The sequence below is a fragment of the Nitrososphaerota archaeon genome, assembly GCA_011605775.1.
In the GTDB taxonomy this organism is placed as follows: Archaea; Thermoproteota; Nitrososphaeria; order Nitrososphaerales; family JAAOZN01; genus JAAOZN01.
The window spans coordinates 1-20394 of the sequence record JAAOZN010000017.1 but is presented as its reverse complement, the minus strand read 5'-3'; the positions used below and the strand labels follow the sequence as shown (position 1 = coordinate 20394).

Sequence of the window (20394 nt, the reverse complement as noted above, 5' to 3'; positions counted from 1 at the left end):
TCCTAATAGAATAAAGCCGCTAAGCCGCAGCCCCACGATAACCCCCATCCTTTATTTCAAACCAGCCTTTCAATCCTCTATACGAGATTCAAGTGATTAGGAGAAGCGGCTCACCCTACTTGATGACTCTTTCAATTCTCTATGTGAGATTCTGAGGGCTGGAGATGCCCGAAGTGTGGAACGGTAGTAAACTTTCAATTCTCTATGTGAGATTCCCCCAGACTCCCAAAGCACCACGCCGCCAAACTTATCTGCTTTCAATTCTCTATGTGAGATTCCTCGCCTTTTAGGAAGCTTTCTGCATCCTCTTCATCGTCTTTCAATTCTCTATGTGAGATTCTCTGCCTCCTAAGAAAGCTAAACCTCCAGACCAGCTCCTTTCAATTCTCTATGTGAGATTCGGGTTCACTTGCGTGTAAACCTCGCGGTTAAAGGACTTTCAATTCTCTATGTGAGATTCCCTATCGCTAAACAACCATAGATTAGTTGCCGACATTCCCTTTCAATTCTCTATGTGAGATTCCACATACTACCTAATCCACAGAACCCGCAGATCGTCCCTTTCAATTCTCTATGTGAGATTCCCCCAGTCTAAAATTTTTGAGGCGGGTGAAAAATGAGCGGCTTTCAATTCTCTATGTGAGATTCCCATACTGCTCAAAAGGAGGCTGCAGCTCCTAGACGAATACTTTCAATTCTCTATGTGAGATTCCTCTGAGCCGCACAACTCTTTTCTGTAAAAAGTGTGGTTCCTTTCAATTCTCTATGTGAGATTCGTTTAAAGCACCCCTATGTTCAATATGTTTTAAACTCTTTCAATTCTCTATGTGAGATTCCTCAACTTAGACGAGATATTCCCAAGCGAAATAGTTCTTTCAATTCTCTATGTGAGATTCTACTTCACAAGCAACCAGACCGCGGCTTTGATAGACCTCTTCTTTCAATTCTCTATGTGAGATTCATAGACATTTCGAGAGACTACCAATATTTGGTTGATCTAATCTTTCAATTCTCTATGTGAGATTCTAGAGCTAATCAAAAAGCTTAACGCTGAAGGCTATAACCTTTCAATTCTCTATGTGAGATTCGGTGGTATGAAGTGATATTGCTCAGCAAACATAACGTATACTTTCAATTCTCTATGTGAGATTCCGACCCCTTTCCTCGCCCCTTTTATAGGTTTAAGGGGTGATTTAAGCCTTTCTAAACGGGGATGCACCGCTACCCCCCAACTTGCACCACACTATATAAAGGGGTAGCAGATCCACACCTCATCACCATCGATATCGCTTATGGGTTCTTCTGCTCTTTTAATCGACTACTTGGCGAGTTGAAAACTCTTATCTTCAGGTCACCAGCTACCAGAAGGCTATGAGTGGGCTTGCGGGTTACAGGGGTGAGGCTCTAGCTCTGCTAGAGGAAGCTGGTCTCTCTGTAGGAGACTTGATTAAGGTTGAGACCTCTGATGCTTCTTTTGAAGGTTATCTGATGCCTAGGTATGAGCTGGCTGATCCTCTCCACATAGTAATCAAGCTGAAGAACGGCTATAATATCGGTATCTCAGTCAAGAAGATTCGTAGTATAGTGAAGCTCGCCGAGGGGGAGAAGCCGAAGTACACACCACCCCCACCACCTAAACTTAACACAAACCTACCGAAGGTGCTGATCTTAGGCACAGGAGGCACAATAGCGAGCAGAATAGACTACCGAACCGGAGCCGTACACCCAGCCCTAACAGCAGAAGACCTCCACGCCTCAGTCCCAGAGATATCTGAGGTGGCTCAAGTCGATGCCGAGGTTCTCTTCAGCATATTCAGCGAAAACCTGAGAGCAGAGCACTGGTGCAAGATAGCGGAGCACATACACACCTCCCTTCAAAAAGGGTACAGCGGAGTAGTAGTAACACACGGAACAGACACTATGGGCTACACGGCTGCAGCGCTATCATTCGCCCTAAAAGGTGTGCCTATACCAGTAGTCTTAGTCGGTGCCCAGCGCTCCTCAGACAGACCCTCTTCAGACGCTGCTACAAACCTTCTGGCTGCGACCCTCGTCGCCTCAAAAGCACCCTTCTCAGGTGTCTATGTGGCTATGCACGCCGGCTTGAGCGACGATGTGATCGCTATTCACCACGGCGCCTCTGTTAGGAAGAACCACACAAGTAGAAGAGATGCCTTCCAGTCGATAAACAGGAAGCCCGTAGCATACGTTAAGGATGGCGTTATTCAGCAGATAGACCCCAACCTACCACCCAGAAGAGCACCTCAACACGACTTCAAACCAGCTGCTAGGTTTGAGGAGCGAGTCGCTCTACTAAAGTTCCACCCAAACTTCGACCCAACAATAATAGACTATCTTGTGGACAAGGGCTTTAGAGGCTTAGTATTAGAGGGGACTGGGCTGGGACACGTAGGGCACTACTGCTACAACCCAATCAAAAGGGCTGTCGATAAAGGGGTCTTGGTCGGTATGAGCTCCCAGTGCATATGGGGTAGGGTAAGAATGACCGTCTACGACACAGGAAGAGACCTACTCAACATGGGCGTGCTCCCCCTAGACACACTATTCCCAGAAGTCGCTTTGGTCAAGATGATGTGGGTCCTTGGTAATACAGATACGCTAGAGGAGGCGAAGAAGCTTATGCTAACAGACCTCGTAGGCGAATTCACCCAACGCCTACACGTGGAGGAGCAGAGAGGATTTTGAGCGACTTCTATAAGGAGATAGGGCTGCTCGTAGGCTTAGAGATCCACCAGCAGCTAGCCACATCGACAAAACTCTTCTGCAGATGCAAGCCGATAGATGAAGAGAATCAAACACCAAGGTTCCAGAGGAGGCTAAGACCATCACAAAGCGAGCTCGGCGAAATAGATCCAGCAGCCATCTTCGAATTCAAAAAGAAGAAGCCATTCAAATACTATGTTGGCGAGCACTCCGCCTGCCTAGTAGAGGCTGATGAAGAGCCGCCCCACCCAATAAATGAAGAGGCCGTTAACACCGCCCTCTTAATCGCCTTAGCGCTGAACTCAACACCAGTAGATGAGCTGCACGTTATGAGGAAGATCGTGATAGATGGCTCCAACACCACGGGCTTCCAGAGGACCGCCATCGTAGCCCTAGGAGGTATGCTCAAAACACGAATAGGTAACATATCTGTCCAAACCATATGCCTAGAGGAGGATGCCGCTAGGCTCCTAGGAGAGGCTGAGGGTGTGCGTAGCTACGGCTTAGATAGGCTCTGTATACCTCTGGTCGAAGTAGCGTTAGCGCCTTTCACAGCCTCGCCGGAGGAGGTTCAAGAAGTAGCCTACACGCTGGGTAGGCTTATGCGCTCCACAGGCAAAGTTATGAGGGGGCTCGGCACAATAAGGCAGGACATCAACATCTCCATCAAAGGAGGAGCTATTGTAGAAGTCAAGGGCGTCCAGAACCTAGACCTAATCTCCAAGATCGTCGACTTCGAAGCCAAGCGGCAGCACTTCCTAATGAAGGTCGCTGAAGTGCTCAGAAGCAGGGGTGTAAGTGTTGAAGACGCTGTAGGCGAGGTGAAGGAGCTCAACGGTGTGTTCAAGCAGACCTCAAGTAAGATCATAAAGAAGGTCTTAGATGCTGGAGGCGCAGTAGTAGGTTTAGCCCTACGTGGCTTTAAGGGGCTGCTCAAGCTCGAAGAGTACCAGAACATAAGATTGGGTAGAGAGTTCGCTGATCTTGTCAGATTCTACGGCATAGGAGGAATCTTCCACTCAGATGAGCTACCAGCATACGGCATATCGGAAGAGGAGGTAGCCGAGGTGAGAGAAGCGCTTAAGATAGGTGATGAAGACGCTTTCATACTAATAGCCGGGGATAGAAGCGTGCTAGAGGATGCTGTAGGAGCCGTTGCTGAGAGGGCGAGAGCTGCCGTAAAGGGTGTGCCGCCTGAAACACGAGGCCCAACACCAGAAGGGACTACGAGATTCATACGCCCAAGACCCGGTCCGGCGAGGATGTATCCTGAAACAGACATACCACCCCTACCAATATCAGAAGAGAGGATAGAGCGGCTGCGTACCCTCATACCGAAGCCTTGGGATGAGGTGGTCAAAGAGTACTCAGCAAAATATAGTTTGAGTGAGAAGCTAGCAGCCCAGATCTGCGACTCAGAATACCTAACGCTATTCGAGGAAGTGGTGAGGGAGACCAGCGTCCAACCGAGCTATGTAGCCGCAACCTTGACTGAAACGTTAGTCAACCTGTCACGCCTAGGGCTAAAAGTAGAGATGCTCTCAAACACCACACTAAAAGAAGTCTTCAAGCTCGTGGACGAAGGCAGGATATCAAAGGAGGGTGTGCCCGCCATCTTAGAGAAGATCCTAAGAGGGGAAGCAAAGAGCCCGAAGGAGGCTGCTGAACAACTAGGCTTAACACCTCTCTCAGAAGAGGAGGTTAAGAGGAAGGTAGTAGAGTTGGTAGAGCGAAACAGACAGCTCATAAAATCTAAGGGACAAGGCGCCTTCAGCGCCCTCATGGGTGAGTTGATGCGTGAGCTAAGGGGTCGGGTAGATGGAAAGAAGCTCAGCCTACTTCTGCAAGAAGAGGTTAAGCGTGTGGTAGAAGAGGATACTGGAGTACGTTAACCACCTGAATAAATGAAGCATGAAACGTGGCTAGAAGTCAGCAAAGATACATAAACCTTAAGTTGCCAACTTATGCCTAGCTAGGGATATTATGGTGGTTCTAGAACATGTGGCAGCTAGGCTTCTTCTTCCACGAAATGGCTTTTGGGTTGCTTTCAATATTTCTTCCGCTGTACATAGTTAGCATCGGCGGCTCTCTGCTTGATGTAGGGTTGATGGCGTCTGTCGCTACCCTCTCAACCATTCCAGCATCTTTCCTCTGGGGCTACCTTTGTGATAAAACAAGGAGATATAAGCGTTATATTTTAATCTCGTTTCTTACTTCTTCAGCGTTATTATACTTCTTCACGTTTACGGAAGATATAGGTCTGCTCATAACTCTTTATGTGGTTATGGCTGTTTTTCACGTCGCACACGAACCACCTAAAAACGTGTTGATAGCGGAGTTCTATCCGCGTGAAGAATGGGAGAAATCGTTCGCCTCATATGAAGGATTCACTGAAGTAGGCTGGCTTATAGGGCTGGTTACAGGAGTTTTTGTCTCTTTTTTCGGCTTCGCTTCAACAATAACACTGCTGATATGCAGCGGCTTAAACCTTTTAGCGTTCCTCTCGTCCCTCTTTCTGCTTTCCGATCCATTGCTGATCTTTGAACGTAGATTAGTACGCATAAAAAAGAGCATAGACTTCGCTTTCAGGGGCATAACGATAGCCTCAAAACTTTTTGACGGATTCCTAGCTTCTGAAAAACTAGCGAAAGAAAGCCTCGCTTTTTTCTGCAGCGGTCTCGTATTCTTTACATTTGCAACAAGCACGCTCTTTACACCGTTACCGATATTCTTCTCTCAAAACCTGGGTCTAGCCACAGGTATGGTCTACACCCTTTACGTTTTAAACTCAGGTGCAGGAGTAGTAGGTTATTTCTTGATGGGCAAAAGGCTTAGACTACATGAGGAGAAAATGCGCCTGCAAAAAGTCATCCTATTAAGAAGCGCTTTAGCCTTCCTCTTAGCCATATTTGCTACAAGCTTCCAAGCAGCTTTCCCATTTGCTTTGATTTTAGCTTTAATGGGTTTCGCATACGCAGTGTATCACGTCTGCGCCCTCTCTCTATCGATGGAGCTTATCCCGGCTGGGATGGCTGGTCTATTCGACGCATTCGTGGGTTTAGGCAGCGCCTCAGGAGCCTACTTAGGCCCATACATAGCTCAAACCTTTGGCTTCACATATGCATTCATCGCAGCTGGTTCGGCTTTCATTTTGTCTTATGCGTCTTTCAAGGCCTCGCTTTAGAGATGAACCCTTCTTATTTTTCCCTATTCTTGTTCTGAAGGCGGGCTTCTCTGCTCTTTACAAAACTCGTTGAACTCCCTGTCTCCACTCTATGAATCGCTTTAAGAATTGCTTCGGATGATGTACAGTAAGCAGAAGCTCTTTGATGATAAACCCGCAGATGATTCTTTTCGAAGATCCAGATCACAAAAAAGAGATAGCCGATAAACAAAAGACGCTAAAATATTAAAAAGTCGCTCATATCTGGATAGGAGTAGTTAACGGGAGACCAGCACGTTAAATGAGAGGAAAATGACCTACTACCAACCATATATGAGCGTAAAAAGTTAAGGGGGTGAGCTACCTGTAGTAAGGTACAGTGACCTTCTCTACAGGCTTACCTTCCTTCGATGCCTTGACCTTCTTTATCGCTTCCTCAAAGTGTCTGTAGGAGACTACGGCTTCGTCGGCGTGCTTCTGAACCTCTTCAGGCGTCTTATACTTGCTCACGAACTCCTGCAGCACCAGCGAAACAGCGGTGTTGACCAAAGCTGCGAGATCAGCGCCGCTGAAGCCCTCGGTCAAGTCAGCCAGCTTACCTAAGTCAACGTCGTCTTTAAGCGGCTTACCTCTGGTATGTATCTGTAGTATCTGAAGTCTAGCCGCCCTGTCTGGTAGAGGCACATACAGCAGCTTATCGAAGCGCCTAGCCCTAAGCAGAGCCGGATCAACCATGTCGATTCTGTTTGTTGCGGCAAGCACAACCACACCAGAGAGCGGCTGAATACCATCCAGCTCAGTTAGGAGTTGACTTACGACACGCTCAGTAACCATGCTGTCGCCGCCAAGCCCTCTGACAGGTGCTATAGCGTCTATCTCATCAAAGAAGATGATGCAAGGCGCAGCCTGCCTAGCCCTTCTGAAGACTTCTCTGACACCCCTCTCAGACTCTCCAACCCACTTAGAGAGCAGCTCAGGTCCTCTTACGCTTATGAAGTTCGCCTCACTCTCGGTGGCTACAGCCTTGGCGAGCATCGTCTTACCTGTGCCCGAGGGGCCGTAGAGGAGTATGCCTTTAGGCATATCGTAGCCGAGCTTCTTATACAACTCAGGGTACTTGAGAGGCCACTCTACGGCCTCCATAAGCTCCCTCTTAACCGATTCAAGCCCGCCGATATCCTCCCACCTCACATCTGGTGTTTCAAGGTAGACTTCTCTCATGGCTGATGGTGTAACATCCTTCAGTGCGTTCTCGAAGTCCTCCATCGTAACTACTAGGTTATTGAGGACCTCTGGCGGGACCTTCTCCTCATCAAGCTTTAGAGATGGTAGGACCCTCCTAAGCGTCTTCATAGCAGCCTCCTTACACAGATACTCCAAGTCGGCGCCCACAAACCCGTGTGTTACTGAGGCTAGTTTCTCAAGATCGACGTCTGGTGCGAGAGGCATATGTCTGGTGTGTATCTGGAGGATCTCAAGCCTACCCTTCTTGTCAGGTACCTTGATCTCTATTTCACGGTCAAATCTGCCTGGTCTACGAAGCGCTGGATCTATTGCGTTAGGTCTGTTTGTAGCGGCGATAACTATGACCTTGCCTCTTGCCTCCAACCCATCCATTAAGGATAGGAGTTGGCTTACGACACGCCTCTCAACCTCTCCAGTAACCTCTTCTCGCTTGGGTGCGATGGAGTCTATTTCGTCTATGAAGATTATGCTAGGCGCTTTCTCCTTGGCCTCCTTGAAGATCTCCCTTAACCTCGCCTCAGATTCGCCGTAAAACTTGCTCATGATCTCGGGGCCGCTTATGCTTATGAAGTGAGCGTTGCTTTCGTTAGCCACAGCCTTAGCGAGAAGCGTCTTACCCGTACCCGGGGGGCCGTAGAGCAGTACACCTTTAGGCGCCTCAACACCCAGCTTCTCAAATATCTCCGGGTGTCTAAGTGGGAGCTCTATCATCTCCCTAACCTTCTGAATCTCCTCTTTCAAGCCACCTATGTCCTCATAGGAGACTTGTGGGACGCCGCGAAGTGCTTCGCCCTTCTCAGAAATTACAAAGGTGGTTCTCTGCGTGATGAGCACAGCGTCTGCAGCCGGGCTTGTGCTGATGACTTGGAAGGTGAGTCTGCCGCCGAAGTAGGGGATCATTACATTATCGCCCTTGGTTACTGGTACGCTCTCTAGAGCGTCTGCAAGATACCTCTCATCTATTGGTGGTATGGCTTCTAGGGGTGCGACTACAACCTTATCGGCTGGCACAGCCTTTATCTTTCTGATCGTAACCGTATCGCCTATAGCTACACCAGCATTGTTTCTGATCAAACCGTCTATTCTTATGATCCCCCTTCCTTCATCTGAGGGATAGAGTGGTAAACACTTTGCTACCGTTCTTCGCCTACCCTTGATCTCAATGATGTCTCCAGTTGAAGCGTCCGTAGCATCCATTGCGTCGTAGTCGATTCTCGCTACGCCTCTGCCTACGTCCCTAGTGTAAGCCTCAAGCACCTTTAAAGTGACCGTTTGGCTCATCTTTGACACACCATTATCTACTCTATGTTAATCTTGTAGAACCCTTTATTAGTCTTCTCCTTAAGCGGGAAGCTGACCTCCAGCACACCGTTCTGGAAGTTCGCCTTAGCCTTAGTCGGGTCAACCTTAGCCCTAAGAGGTATCTCCGCCTTATACTTGCGGTCTCCACGCTCAGCAGAGAGAGTGACGGAATCCTCTAAGGCTTGTATGTTTATGTCGCCCTTTTCAACTCCTGGCAACTCAACGACAAGCTTCAGTTCACCTCGCTGCTCGTCTAGGATCTGGTCGCTGACCGGTTCTCTGTAGCCTTGTAGACCTGGCTTGAGGTTACCGAAGGTTCTGAAGATAGGTTCACCTTCGGGGTTTAGGGTCATGGAGAAGCCGTAGATGAATGGTTTGTTGAAGTGCTCTCCCTCGAATTTAAGGAAGTTTCTGATGGAGTCTTCGATCTCCCGCTCCATCTCAGCCATTATCTTGTCTATTTCATCGAGTATGTCTCTAAACCTTCTTCTATCCTCGAACATTTTAACCACCAGTTAATAACTATTGGTTAACAGGAATATAAACATTGCTTGGCTAGTTTCTTGAAATAAGTTGTAAAAAGATGCTGAATATTCTAAAGATTGCTGGTTGCAAATCTTTAAGAGCAGTGAACAGATTTCAGATAATGCAAGAATCGAATACTTGTCTCATTCTTTAGAATGGGCAGCTATCATCTTTTATAAGTCACCACCTAGTATGTAAGTCTGACCTCGGTTGAGTAGTGTGGTCAAGGTAGCCTGCTCACCTACTAGGCTTAAGATATTGAATCTGCTAGCGTCTAGACCGCATACTATGCAGGAGCTGGCTTCACTGCTAGATGTTACGCCGCAGGCAGTGATGAAGCATCTTAAGGTTCTTGAGCGGTATGGGTTGGTGAAGAGTGTAGAGTTGGAGGGGTTTGGTAAGCAGATGATCTGTTTAACTAAGTTTGTTGACGCCTACGTGTATTCAGATAGGAGCCTAGACTCTATGTCAATCTATGTGGCTAAGATTTCTCATAGTGATGAGTTGGGCTTCGAGTTTGAGGCGAAGAATTTTGCGGAGGCGCTCCGTGAAGTGGACGATGAAATCTATCTGCTCAAGCGGCGGCTGAGGGATCTGAAGAATAGGGAGCATCGCCTCTACAAGAGGTTGATCGAGCTACATAACCTAAAACAGAACATTCTAAGTAAGAGAGGGCTTACAATCATAGATAACTTGATCATGGGGGTCTTAGAGAGTAGGGATCCGCAAAAGACTGCAGAAGAGGTTGCTAAGGCGTTGAACCGCTCTAACGAAGAGATCTTTGAACTTATGAAAAAGTTTAAAGAGCGCTATCTGCACGAAGAATCTAAGCGCGATACATTTACATAGAGAGGGTATGGTATAGCCAGATACCTCGTATCTAGCCAATCTCAAGGTGTCTCTCGATGGTTCATAGGGTTGCTGCAGTTGACCTTGACAACTGCTACTCCAAGAAGTGTGGGCTTGTGTGTATAAAGTTCTGCCCAGTCAACAAAGGCGGAGCTAAATGTATAGTCTTGGATGATAAGGGTAAGGCTGTCATAAGCGAGGAGCTCTGCACAGGGTGCGGGATATGTGTTAAGAAGTGCCCCTTTAAAGCTATAACGATAGTGAACCTCGCCGAGCAGCTGAAGAAGCAGCAGAAGATTCACCAGTTTGGTGTTAATGGTTATCGGCTATTTAGGCTACCAACACCAAGGAAGGGTGCTGTAGTGGGGCTGGTGGGTAAAAACGGTGTGGGGAAGAGCACAACCATAAAGATACTTTCAGGCACACTAAAACCAAACCTAGGGTTCTACGACTCACCACCAGACTGGGATAAGATCATCGAAGCATTCAAGGGCACGGAGCTGAAGGAGTACTTCGAAAAGATCGCCTCTAAGAGCTTAAGGGTCTCTGTTAAGCCTCAAGCCGTATATCTGCTCTCGAAGCTGTGGAAGGGGACTGGCAGAGAGCTCATTAAAGCGTATAATGAGAGAGGTGTCGCTGATACACTCGTTGAGTCACTTAACCTAAAGGATGCATTAGACAAATCTATCTCTGAGTTGAGCGGGGGAGAGTGCCAGAGGCTTGCTGTCGCTGTAGCAGCATCTAAAGATGCGGAGGTCTACTTCTTCGATGAGCCTTCTTCATACAATGATGTCTACCAGCGGATGGCTGTAGCAGAGGTGATTAGAAGCCTCGCCTCAGAGGGGAGGGCGGTTGTAGTGGCTGAGCACGACCTCACCATACTAGACTACCTAAGCGACTACATACACATCCTCTACGGTGAGCCAGGGGTTTATGGTATTGTATCTAAAGTTCAGTCATCGAGAACAGGCATCAATATAATGTTGGATGGCTACATACCTGAAGAGAATATTAGATTTAGAGACCGACCGATCAGATTCGATGTAACAGCACCTATAGATGAAGTTGGTGCGCAGTACCCTATAGCGAGCTACACGAAGATGGTGAAGAAGTACCCCGGCTTCACACTTACAGTAGATAAGGGTGAAATCAAGAAGGGCGAAGTCATCGGAATACTGGGTGCTAACGCCTTAGGTAAATCGACCTTCCTTAAGATGATGGCTGGTGTAGAGCAGCCTGATGAAGGCAGCCTTATGATAGCGGCGAAGATTTCATACAAACCTCAGTATCTGAACTCCGATGTAGATGGTGATGTGAAGACGCTGTTAGATAAGGTTTCAAACGAGAAGATGAAATCTGGGCTATATCAGAGCCAGATAATAACCCCGCTCGGCATACATAAGCTGCTCGATAAACAGGTTAGAGATCTCAGCGGTGGGGAGCTGCAGAAAGTAGCGATAGCAGCCTGCCTCTTACAGGATGCCGATATCTATGCACTCGACGAGCCCTCAGCTTTCATAGATGTAGAGGATAGATTCGTTTTAGCCAAGGCGATAAACAGATTCGTTAAAGCAGAGGGTAAATCAGCACTCATAGTAGACCACGATATCCAGCTCATAGATATCGTATCAGATAGGCTTCTCATATTTACAGGAAACCCCGGTGTAGAGGGTAGGGTTTCACCCGCTCTCTCGAAGGAGGATGGTATGAACCTCTTCCTTAAGAGCCTCGGCATAACCTATCGTAGAGATGTGGAGTCTGGAAGACCTAGGGTAAATAAGCCGGGGAGTAAGCTCGATAGGCTTCAGAAGTCTCTGGGCTCCTACTACTATGTGAGTAGAGGTGCTGCTGAGTAGCTTGGGTAGGCTCTTAAAAGAGGCGCTGAAGGATAAGCTTACACCGAGCGAGCTGAAGGCGCTTTACGCAGGCTTTGATGTGGTAGGAGATATAGCGGTTATCAAAGTGCCGGAAGCCCTTCTACCTAAGAAGCATATGATTGCTGAGGCTCTGCTGTCTTCGTTAAAGAATCTGCGCACCGTCCTTCTCCAAACTACACCAGTAGAAGGTGAATATAGGCTTAGGGGGCTTGAGGTCGTCGCTGGTGAACCTAGGTTCGAAACTATACACAAAGAGCACGGCTGCCTCTACAAAGTGAATCTGAGCACAGCCTACTTTACGCCTAGATTGTCTGCCGAAAGGCTTAGGGTAGCCAAGCTGGTTAAAGAAGGTGAAGTCGTCGTAAACATGTTTGCTGGTGTAGGCCCATATTCGATTCTTATAGCGAAGAAGGTTAAGGATGTCAAGGTCTACTCCATAGATAACAACCCCGAAGCCTACCGATATATGCAAGAAAACATAAAGTTGAATAAAGTTGAGCATAAAGTTATCCCACTGCTAGGCGACGCAGCTGAAATAATCAAGAATAGGCTGCAGCGGATCGCCAATAGAGTGATTATGCCCCTACCGGAAAAAGCTCTAACCTACCTACCCGAAGCCTACCAAGCACTAAAGGAGGGTAGTGGCACCATACATTATTATGAGCACGTCTTCTACGAGAAAGGTGAAGACCCTCTGCAGAAGGCGGTTGAGCACGTTAGAGGTAAAGCAGAGTTTAGGTTCGACGTGGAGTATGCTGGTGTGGTAAGGGATGTAGGCCCTAGGTTGGCTCAAGTCGTGTTAGATCTCAGAGTATATTAGCTGCTTTTAGCTTCGCCCGCTTTACTCTCCTCTGAAGGCTTTTCTTCGCTGGAAGCTTCAGCTTCAATTGGTGGTGGAGGAGGGGTTGTAGCCATCGTCCAACCTATCCAAGCTACTATACCTAATATGGCTGCTACGCCTACGAAAGCTGTTATAGCTAAGACTATTACAGTGTAGTTCCAAAGCAAGAGCCCGTAGATCACTATACCCACGATCCCAGCTATAACTAGTAAAACTCCGATCAACTTATCCTTATCCAACCGCGATCAAATAGATGCACTAAGGCACTCACTATATATATTTTCCTCTCACCAACCATCAGACCGTTATTTTTCGTGTTTGCCGCTCGTAGATTTCCTTAACTCTATCTAGCGTATCGATCTCTTCGACATTCTTATCCCACCTTATCCTCTTGATTCTCGGGAATCGCAGCGCGTAGCCGCTGTTGTGTCTGCTGCTTCGCTGTATGTTGTTGAAAGCAACCTCTAAGACGATCTTCGGCTCTACAATCTTCATGTGCCCCAGATCCTTGACTGTGAGTTTGTTCAGCCTCTCGGTAATATCCAATATCTCTTCGTCTGTTAAGCCGCTGTAAGCCTTACCTATAACCTTAAGCCCATCCTTGGACTTGACCGCAAAGGTGTAGTCTGAAAGCACACCAGCCCTCTTACCGTGCCCGTACTCAGCAGCAACGATAACCACATCGAGCGTAGCGAGCTCCCTCTTGAGTTTAACCCACTTCTTCCCCCTCTTCCCCGGCGTGTATTCTGAGTCTGGACGCTTGATCATCAGCCCCTCATAACCGAGCTTAAGGCTTGACTCGAAAGCCTCCTTTATCTCAGCCTCAGTTCTAACCCTCGTCTGGTTAGCGTAGTAGAAGGGTGGCTTCAGATCGAGCGCTTCAAGTATGGCTCTCCTCTCCCTTAGAGGTTTGTTGATGCACGTCTCGCCACTGTAGTAAAGTATGTCGAAGGCAAAGTATACGACTGGTGTCTCGTTTAACACGTCTTGTGTAATCGTTTTGCGGTGTAGCCTCTGCTGCAGCTTCTGGAAAGGCAGCAGCCCATCCTTATAGGGGACTATCTCGCCATCCAATATAACCTCTCTACCAACAGGTATGAAAAGTTCTGGGAAGCTGCTTGTGATGTCTTCGAGGCGGCGTGAAAAGATGCGAACTTCTCTTTCGCTGCTATGTATCTGAGCCCTAACACCATCATACTTATACTCAGCATAAAGCTCGCAACGAAAATATTCGGCAACTTCTTGCGGAAAGCTCATCTCCTCAGCAAGCATAAAGTTGGTCGGGTGGAAGAGTTTAAGTTTGAGCGAGTCAAAGGCTCCGTCTAACGCAATTAAGGCGTTCTCACCGATATCAGCAACGACCAACCCAGCTTCTCTAACCTTCTTTAGGCTGCGCCCATAGGCTGCAGCAAGCGCCTCCTCAAGCAACCCCTCATCTAAACCAATCCTCATCTCACCACACAACACCTTGACCAGATACTTCGCCTCCAGAGGGCTGCAGAGGGCAAGAAGACCTTTTAAGACCCTCTCTCTATGCTCAGCCGCACCCTCACCCTTCTTTGATGCAGCACTATCCAATGCGCTATACACATTTTGGAGCGTAAGTGGGGTTTGCAGAAGCGTAGTTACCTTCTTATATTGCATCAGCTCTTCAGCCGCTGAGCCTAGGTCGCCGTACTTGAGGTAGGTTGCTTTCAACCTATTTTCATCAACACCCGTAATCTCTTTCAGAACATCTAAGATTGTTGAGTAGCTTATGTTTACGGCTCTAGCATCCCAAGGTGGGAAGACCCTGCTAGTTAGAAGTCTGCAGGCTAAGGGTAGGTCCACTCTGCTAAGTCCACGTAGGTAGTTGGCTACTATGCTAATCTTCTGCTTCTTGCTAGACGTGGCTCTAACCTTCTCGCAGACTTCAGCGAACTCTAAAAGGGTTGCCTCCAACTTACTCTCCTATGCTTTCTTTATCTAAGGGTAGGGTCATGACGTAGGCTGCTTCTCCATCCCTGTAGTAGAACTCGATCTTAGAGGTTATTGTGAAGCCTAGGCGTTTATAAAGCGAGATAGCCCTCTCGTTTGATATTCTCACCTCAAGATAGGCTTCTGAGCACTTCTTCTTCGCCATCGCCTTTATCGCTTCCTGTAGCAAAGCGGTCCCGATACCCTTTCCTCTATGCGGCTCTAAGACCGCTATTGACACTATATGCCCCTTCTTCACCAGATTGAACCTCTTTAGGTTAGAGAAGCCGTATTCGATCCTACACATTACGTAGCCGACTACGTGCCCATTCTTCTCTGCTACCAGAAATGTTTCAGGTGACTCTCTCCTTAGCTCCTCAAAAAAGTAATCGGCATAATGCTCAGGTAAAGAGACGAGGTTTATAGATATCACGCTAGGAATATCATCTTCACTACAAGGTCTAATCAGATACTCGCCTACCCAACGAGCAAGCATAGGCTGCATCGCAGATAAAACCCTACAATCAACATACACATAAACCCATCTCTGCAACCACAATATTTAACAGCACCATCAACGAATCTATACCCAGAAGTTGGGCGAAGATCAGTCAAGCAGCATCTACGATGAGCAGAGGCTAGTAGCGGGGAAGATCAGATCCCTATTCCGCACCAGAAACTACTATCTTAGAGAGCAAGGCGCGGTTGAATTCGAAGTAGAGGAGGATAAGGGGAACAAAGAGGCTTTCCTCAAGCTACTTAGGGAGATTAAGCCGATAGGCTACCTCGCAGTTTTAAGAAGAAGCGGAGACTATCTAACCCTAATAGCCTTCAGAAGACCTTCGATAAAGCCGAGGGGTCCAAGGTTAAATCTTATACTGCTCTTAGCAACGCTAGGCACCGTAACAGCTGACGGCTTCTTCAAAGCCTCAGGCTACCCAGGTAGCCTCCTGCTCATGATCGGCTTGTATGCAGTAGGGATAATGGGGATAATAGGTGTGCACGAAATGGGGCACAAACTAGCTTCAGCCATACATGGGGTTCAATCATCACCACCCTACTTCATACCGGGCATACCAGGAGCCCTCCCAACATTAGGTGCGGTTATAACATCGAGCGAACCTCCAGCGAACAGAGACTCACTCTTCGATCTAGGCATCTCAGGACCGTTAGCTGGGCTTGGGGTTACACTACTAGTTGCTGTAGGTGGAGCCTTAACAACAGCCGCTGTACCGCTTGAGGAGTTGAGTAGGCAAGCTGCCGCTGGTAAGATTCAGATAGTATCCAACCTCGACCTCTTCACAGAATTCCTACTCTCCAACCTCACGCCGCAAAGAGTAGGCACAGGTCTCATTCTGTCGCCTCTAATATTCGCCTCATCATTAGGCTTCTTGATAACCTTCCTAAATCTCATGCCAGCTTGGCAACTCGATGGCGGGCACGTGGCGAGGGCTGTTCTAAGCCCAAGGCTGCATAAAGTTCTCACATACGCTAGCATCGTTGTGCTCTTTGTGGCTGGCTTTCAGCTTATGGCTATCTTGATCCTCATACTCTCTATGAGGAGCCCTGAGATGAGACCTCTGGACGATGTTTCACCTATATCTAAGAGTAGGAAGATTATGTTTATCTGCGTGTGGATTATAGCCGCCTTAATCTACGTATTTGCGATACAAGGCAACCCATTCTTTTTCCGCTAACATCCTTCACTGATCTACTATTGTAGAGAACACTATTATATAACCTAAGAAGAGTCTCTGTCTGCCGTGAATCGCCGAACCTTTCTCTGGTCCATAGTCTGCCTCTTTGCCTTCACAACAACCTTAACTCTAACTAACCTAAGCCAGAGCAGGAAGGTTAGACCGCCCGGAGTAGAAAGTGAAGAAGAGTTTCTAGCCCTATGTATAAGGTGTAATAGGTGTGCTGATGTGTGCCCAACTAAAGGAATAGAGCCTGATAAAACTCACCTCTCCACACTCGGCACCCCGGAGTTAAAGGGGTATTGCGCCGTCTACCTAGATCTAGTAGACCCATCACCGTCCAAGAACAGAGCCTTTAAGATGTTAAGGCCTTCAGCCCAGCTCTGCTTCCGATGCATAAGTGCTTGCCCCACAGGAGCTTTGAGGAAAACGAGCGTTGAGGATTTGAGGATGGGTGTGGCTGGGGTTGATAGAAGCACCTGCTTAGCTTGGCGCTATAACATCTGCTACAGATGCGTGGACATCTGCGTTTTCGACGCTGTGGAGATTAGAGGCAGTGGTGGCGTAGAAGTCAACGAAGCGCTTTGCGTCGGTTGTAAGCAGTGCGAATACATCTGCCCAGTGCCATCTAAGGCTATTGTAGTCAGGCCAGTAGGTGCAGAGGAGTTAGAAGAAGGGAGGCGGCTGAGGGAAAGAAGGGGTGCGAGATGAACCTTAAGAAGCTCATCCAGAGGGTTCGGCACCTCATACAGATCATCTTCTTCCTGTTCTTCGTTTACTTTGTTGTAGGTGCGGTCTGCAGCTTCATAGTCGGAGACATTCAGTTAGTTGAGCCACTAGGCGCCTTACAGATCATTGTAGCAAGCAGAGTAAGCATACCTCAAACGATTCTAATAACGTTTTTAGCCGCAGCGGCGATACTCATAGGGGTAACGATACTCCTAGGTAGGGCTTGGTGCTCTTGGGCCTGCCCAATAGGCACCTTAACAGAATTTACGGAACATGTAATGGCAAAGGTGCGGTTCAAGCCGCTGGTTGAAAGAAAACCTAAAGCGAATACGAATAGGAGGCTCTGGGGCAAAGAAGCAAAATTCTCCACCTTAGCAGCCGTTATGCTAGCTTCAGCGGCAACCAAAACACCAGCATGGTGCAGCTTCTGCCCAATCGGCACAATCTGCAGAGGCAGCGTAGCAGGAGGCTTCGTTGCTGGTGCAGAGATGGCTATAGTTGGTGGTGTGTTGGCAGCTAACACATACGAAAAGCTTTTCTTCTGCAAATACATCTGCCCAGTAGCCGGGCTGCTGACTCTAATCAGTAGGCTCAACCCGCTAATAAAGCCACGTGTTAAGCGAGATGAATGTAGGAGATGTGCTGCTTGCGCTATTATATGTCCCTGGGGTCTGCTGGTTTGCGAAGAAAAGAGTTTTGCTGAATGCACCAAGTGTTTCGTCTGCTACTCCAAATGCCCCTATGGGGTCATAACGATAAGTCTATACAAAACACATTAATCAAACCTAAGGTGTAGTAAAGATGGGCATGCGGATACTAGTAATACCTAGGAGACGACTGGGCTCTGTATTAAAAGAAGTTTCGGAAGCGCTTCAGCAAGCCAGTCTTAGCTACCGCATTACAGAAACACCTACAGCTGAAGAGATAAAAGCCTACGACATGCTTCTCGTGGTTGGAGGAGACGGTGATGTTCTTAGGGTCTTTCAGAAGATGGGCTTAGAGAGCATACCAGTGTTGGGTGTAAGTGAAGCAGATGGAGAGAGCTTCTTAACCGAGGTAGGCATCTCAAACCTTAACCAAGCGCTCAAAAATATCGCCTCATCAAATTATCTAGTGGAGGAGGCGACTAGGCTTGAGGTTCTGGTCGATGGTAAAACCCTACCTCCAGTTTTAAATGAAGCTGCTCTATTCCCAACTAGAAGCGCATCCTTCATAGAGTATCTACTGAAAGTCGATGGAGAAGTCGTCTGGCGAGACTACGGGGACGGGCTTATACTAGCAACACCCACAGGCTCAACAGCCTACGCCATGTCAGCCGGAGGACCTATGGTGCATCCGAAGGCTGCTGTCTTCCTCCTTGTGCCTGTAAACTCGGTTGATGTGACACGCAGACCCCTTGTAGTAAACGACACCTCAACCATAGAAATCAACGAGATAAACAGCAGATATGATTGTGTAGTGATCTTAGACGGTATAATGAGGGTGAAGGTGGAGAACGGGATTAAAGCGAAGAAGGCTGCTGCGCCAGCCAAGATGATAAGGCTCAGAGGCGCCTCAACCACAGAGAGCAAGATCAGACGTAAGGTTAAGTTGGCTGAAGAGCTTCTTAAGATGCCGCCAAGCGCAAAGCTCGTCTTAAAGACGCTTGAATACGAAGGACCACTCGGGCAAAGAGAGATCTCTGAGAAGACCCTACTCCCGCCTAGAACTACTCGGCTTGCTCTGAAGCTTCTGCTCAGCAAGGGTCTCATTAAGAGAACAGCTGATCTAAGAGATGCTAGGCATAGGCTCTACCAGATCGCTTAGATGCCTAGCTTCTGCTTCACCTTCAAGACGTTACGCTCAACCTCTACCTCAACCTTCTCATACAGCGAATTACCCTTAGCGTCCATACCTACTATCAGCGGACCGAACTCCTTAACCTCAAGCACCCAGACAGCCTCAGCCATGCCGAGTTCCTCGTAATAGACGCCCTTGACCGCTTTTATACCGTTGGCAGCGAGCACCGCAGCTCCTCCTGTGAATGAGAAGTAGACCGCGCCGTGCTTCACCAACGCTTCGGAAACACGCTTAGACATGCCTCCCTTACCGATAATCCCCCTTATCCCCATCTTTTCGATAAACTCTGGCTCAAGTGGGTTCATTCTTGTGCTCGTAGTTGGACCCGCAGCTATTACCCTCCAACCACCATCTTCACGTTTAAGTATGGGGCCGCAGTGGTATATTACCGCGCCTTTTAAAGGTATGTTGACCTCACGCCCCCTTCTTAGATCCTCTAGAATGTGTATATGCGCTTCATCCCTTGCTGTGTATATTGTGCCGCTGAGGTAGACCACATCACCAACGGTTAACTCTCTAACAGTCTTCTCATCTAACGGTGTGGTCAGCTTATATTCAGCCAATTTTCCTCACCTCTTCTTATGTGAAATATACTCCACCCTACCATCTGGGTAGATTCTGGCTGTGGCGCGCCTAGCAGCCCAACACTGATAGTTCACAGCAACAGGCAACGATGCTGTATGAGTGTAGGCAACTTCGATATTAACACCGAGTAGAGTAGTCTTACCACCTAACCCCATCGGACCTATACCCAAGCCGTTAAGGGCTTCAAGTAGCTCTTCTTCAAGCTTAGCGATCTCAGGATCGGGGTTTCTTGAGCCAAGGGGTCTAAGTAGGGCTTCTTTAGCGAGCTTCATAGCCACATCAGCCGTCCCACCTATCCCTACACCGAGTATACCAGGTGGGCAAGGCTGTCCACCAGCCTTAACCACGGTCTGTAAAATAAAATCTTTAACACCTTTAAGACCAGCCGCTGGTGTAAGCATAGCCAAAGCACTCATGTTCTCAGAGCCAGCACCCTTAGGCATAACCGTGATCTCCAAGAAGTTGTCTTTTATCTTCTCGATGTGAACGTATGGCATGTTCAAACCAACGTTTGTGCCAGGATTCTTCCTAGTAAGCGGGTGGACCGCGTTAGGGCGAAGGGGTACAGTTGCCGTAGCTTCAGCAACACCCTCTTTTATCGCATCCTCCAGCCCCTCAACCTCAACATCACCCAACTTAACATACACTATATGCACCCCGGTATCTTGACACATAGGTGTACCCATCTTCTCAGCCAACTCTATGTTATCCAATATAGCTTTAAGCTGCATCTTAGGCACATCTTCGACCTCGCGCTCATAAGCATCCCTCAAAGCCTTCTTAACGTCAATAGGCAGTTCCACGGAAGCCATCCTCAAAAGCTCCTTTACAGTAGATTTCACGAGCTCCTTACTGATCAAGCTAACCACTACTCCTATCTACACTACTCCTATAAAAGCTTCCGCAACTCAATAAACCAGGCGATATGAGGCGGCTATTGACGCTTCTTCCACCCCTTGACCCTTCGTTGAGGTGAGATAGTTAACCTTAAGTTTAGGTGCAGCAACATATACGCTGAAGCCGAAGTTGGGTGTATTTGCTGTTAAAGGAGTTGTGTGGAAC

General features: G+C 47.9%; 17 protein-coding genes and 1 CRISPR repeat array. Of the genes, 10 read left to right on the top strand and 7 right to left on the bottom strand.

Features of this window, described 5'->3' with window-relative positions:
• Positions 1–66: 66 nt before the first annotated feature.
• Positions 67–1152: direct repeats of the CRISPR family, unit length 24 nt; unit sequence CTTTCAATTCTCTATGTGAGATTC.
• A 219-nt stretch (positions 1153–1371) separates the two neighbouring features.
• The 3 genes from gatD to HA494_01465 all read left to right on the top strand — a co-directional run bounded on the left by gatD (position 1372) and on the right by HA494_01465 (position 5908).
• Positions 1372–2706, top strand: coding sequence for a Glu-tRNA(Gln) amidotransferase subunit GatD (gene gatD / locus HA494_01475; protein ID NHV96450.1), 1335 nt, complete (start codon positions 1372–1374; stop codon positions 2704–2706).
• Positions 2700–4616 (top strand): Glu-tRNA(Gln) amidotransferase subunit GatE, encoded by a 1917-nt coding sequence (gatE, locus tag HA494_01470; GenBank protein NHV96449.1) that lies wholly within the window; start codon positions 2700–2702, stop codon positions 4614–4616. Before gatD ends, gatE begins: the two co-directional genes overlap by 7 nt.
• Positions 4617–4723: 107 nt before the next feature.
• Positions 4724–5908, top strand: coding sequence for an MFS transporter (locus HA494_01465; GenBank protein ID NHV96448.1), 1185 nt, complete (start codon positions 4724–4726; stop codon positions 5906–5908).
• Positions 5909–6247: 339 nt separating this feature from the next.
• Here the strand turns inward: HA494_01465 and HA494_01460 are convergent, their stop codons facing one another.
• The gene (locus tag HA494_01460) at positions 6248–8413 is read right to left on the bottom strand and encodes a CDC48 family AAA ATPase (GenBank protein ID NHV96447.1); all 2166 of its coding nucleotides are present in this window, start codon (positions 8411–8413) and stop codon (positions 6248–6250) included.
• A 17-nt stretch (positions 8414–8430) separates the two neighbouring features.
• Positions 8431–8946 carry an Hsp20/alpha crystallin family protein gene (locus HA494_01455; GenBank protein NHV96446.1) on the bottom strand — a complete coding sequence of 172 codons (516 nt, stop codon included), beginning with the start codon at positions 8944–8946 and terminating at the stop codon, positions 8431–8433.
• Positions 8947–9169: 223 nt separating this feature from the next.
• Here HA494_01455 and HA494_01450 point away from each other — a divergent pair, with 223 nt between their 5' ends.
• From HA494_01450 to HA494_01440, 3 genes are read left to right on the top strand one after another with little or no spacing between them, the layout of a single operon-like run.
• Positions 9170–9808 (top strand): helix-turn-helix domain-containing protein, encoded by a 639-nt coding sequence (locus HA494_01450; GenBank protein NHV96445.1) that lies wholly within the window; start codon positions 9170–9172, stop codon positions 9806–9808.
• Positions 9809–9864: 56 nt separating this feature from the next.
• Positions 9865–11664, top strand: coding sequence for a ribosome biogenesis/translation initiation ATPase RLI (locus HA494_01445; protein NHV96444.1), 1800 nt, complete (start codon positions 9865–9867; stop codon positions 11662–11664).
• Position 11665: 1 nt separating this feature from the next.
• The gene (locus HA494_01440; protein NHV96443.1) at positions 11666–12505 is read left to right on the top strand and encodes a class I SAM-dependent methyltransferase family protein; all 840 of its coding nucleotides are present in this window, start codon (positions 11666–11668) and stop codon (positions 12503–12505) included.
• On the opposite strand, the gene HA494_01435 is transcribed toward HA494_01440, so the two are convergent.
• From HA494_01435 to rimI, 3 genes are read right to left on the bottom strand one after another with little or no spacing between them, the layout of a single operon-like run.
• Positions 12502–12765, bottom strand: coding sequence for a transcriptional regulator (locus tag HA494_01435; GenBank protein ID NHV96442.1), 264 nt, complete (start codon positions 12763–12765; stop codon positions 12502–12504). The two genes, HA494_01440 and HA494_01435, sit on opposite strands and share 4 nt — an antisense overlap.
• A 58-nt stretch (positions 12766–12823) precedes the next feature.
• Entirely contained in the window at positions 12824–14467 is a 1644-nt protein-coding gene (locus tag HA494_01430) for an ATP-dependent DNA ligase (GenBank protein ID NHV96441.1), read from the bottom strand.
• Between the two features lies 1 nt (position 14468).
• Entirely contained in the window at positions 14469–14987 is a 519-nt protein-coding gene (gene rimI, locus HA494_01425; GenBank protein NHV96440.1) for a ribosomal protein S18-alanine N-acetyltransferase, read from the bottom strand.
• A 91-nt stretch (positions 14988–15078) separates the two neighbouring features.
• Here rimI and HA494_01420 point away from each other — a divergent pair, with 91 nt between their 5' ends.
• From HA494_01420 to HA494_01405, 4 genes are all read left to right on the top strand, one after another.
• Entirely contained in the window at positions 15079–16179 is a 1101-nt protein-coding gene (locus HA494_01420) for a site-2 protease family protein (protein NHV96439.1), read from the top strand.
• A gap of 66 nt (positions 16180–16245) precedes the next feature.
• Positions 16246–16890, top strand: a complete 645-nt coding sequence (locus HA494_01415; GenBank protein NHV96438.1) for a 4Fe-4S binding protein — start codon at positions 16246–16248, stop codon at positions 16888–16890.
• Positions 16887–17687, top strand: coding sequence for a 4Fe-4S binding protein (locus tag HA494_01410; protein ID NHV96437.1), 801 nt, complete (start codon positions 16887–16889; stop codon positions 17685–17687). The genes HA494_01415 and HA494_01410 overlap by 4 nt, the downstream gene beginning before the upstream one ends.
• Before the next feature lie 22 nt (positions 17688–17709).
• A complete protein-coding gene (locus HA494_01405; GenBank protein NHV96436.1) occupies positions 17710–18714 on the top strand; it encodes a sugar kinase in 1005 nt (334 codons plus the stop codon).
• Here the strand turns inward: HA494_01405 and HA494_01400 are convergent.
• Both HA494_01400 and HA494_01395 read right to left on the bottom strand, forming a co-directional pair.
• On the bottom strand, positions 18711–19310 hold the full coding sequence (locus tag HA494_01400) for a fumarate hydratase (GenBank protein ID NHV96435.1): 600 nt from the start codon (positions 19308–19310) through the stop codon (positions 18711–18713). The two genes, HA494_01405 and HA494_01400, sit on opposite strands and share 4 nt — an antisense overlap.
• A 6-nt stretch (positions 19311–19316) precedes the next feature.
• Entirely contained in the window at positions 19317–20192 is an 876-nt protein-coding gene (locus HA494_01395; protein NHV96434.1) for a fumarate hydratase, read from the bottom strand.
• Positions 20193–20394: the final 202 nt, after the last annotated feature.

What these genes read in the sequence shown, in the direction of transcription:
- gatD (NHV96450.1), top strand. Translation starts at nt 1,372, where the DNA reads ATGAGTGGGCTTGCGGGTTACAGGGGTGAGGCTCTAGCTCTGCTAGAG.
- HA494_01465 (NHV96448.1), top strand. Translation starts at nt 4,724, where the DNA reads ATGTGGCAGCTAGGCTTCTTCTTCCACGAAATGGCTTTTGGGTTGCTT.
- HA494_01460 (NHV96447.1), bottom strand. Translation starts at nt 8,413, where the DNA reads ATGAGCCAAACGGTCACTTTAAAGGTGCTTGAGGCTTACACTAGGGAC.
- HA494_01445 (NHV96444.1), top strand. Translation starts at nt 9,865, where the DNA reads ATGGTTCATAGGGTTGCTGCAGTTGACCTTGACAACTGCTACTCCAAG.
- rimI (NHV96440.1), bottom strand. Translation starts at nt 14,987, where the DNA reads ATGCAGCCTATGCTTGCTCGTTGGGTAGGCGAGTATCTGATTAGACCT.
- HA494_01410 (NHV96437.1), top strand. Translation starts at nt 16,887, where the DNA reads ATGAACCTTAAGAAGCTCATCCAGAGGGTTCGGCACCTCATACAGATC.
- HA494_01405 (NHV96436.1), top strand. Translation starts at nt 17,710, where the DNA reads ATGGGCATGCGGATACTAGTAATACCTAGGAGACGACTGGGCTCTGTA.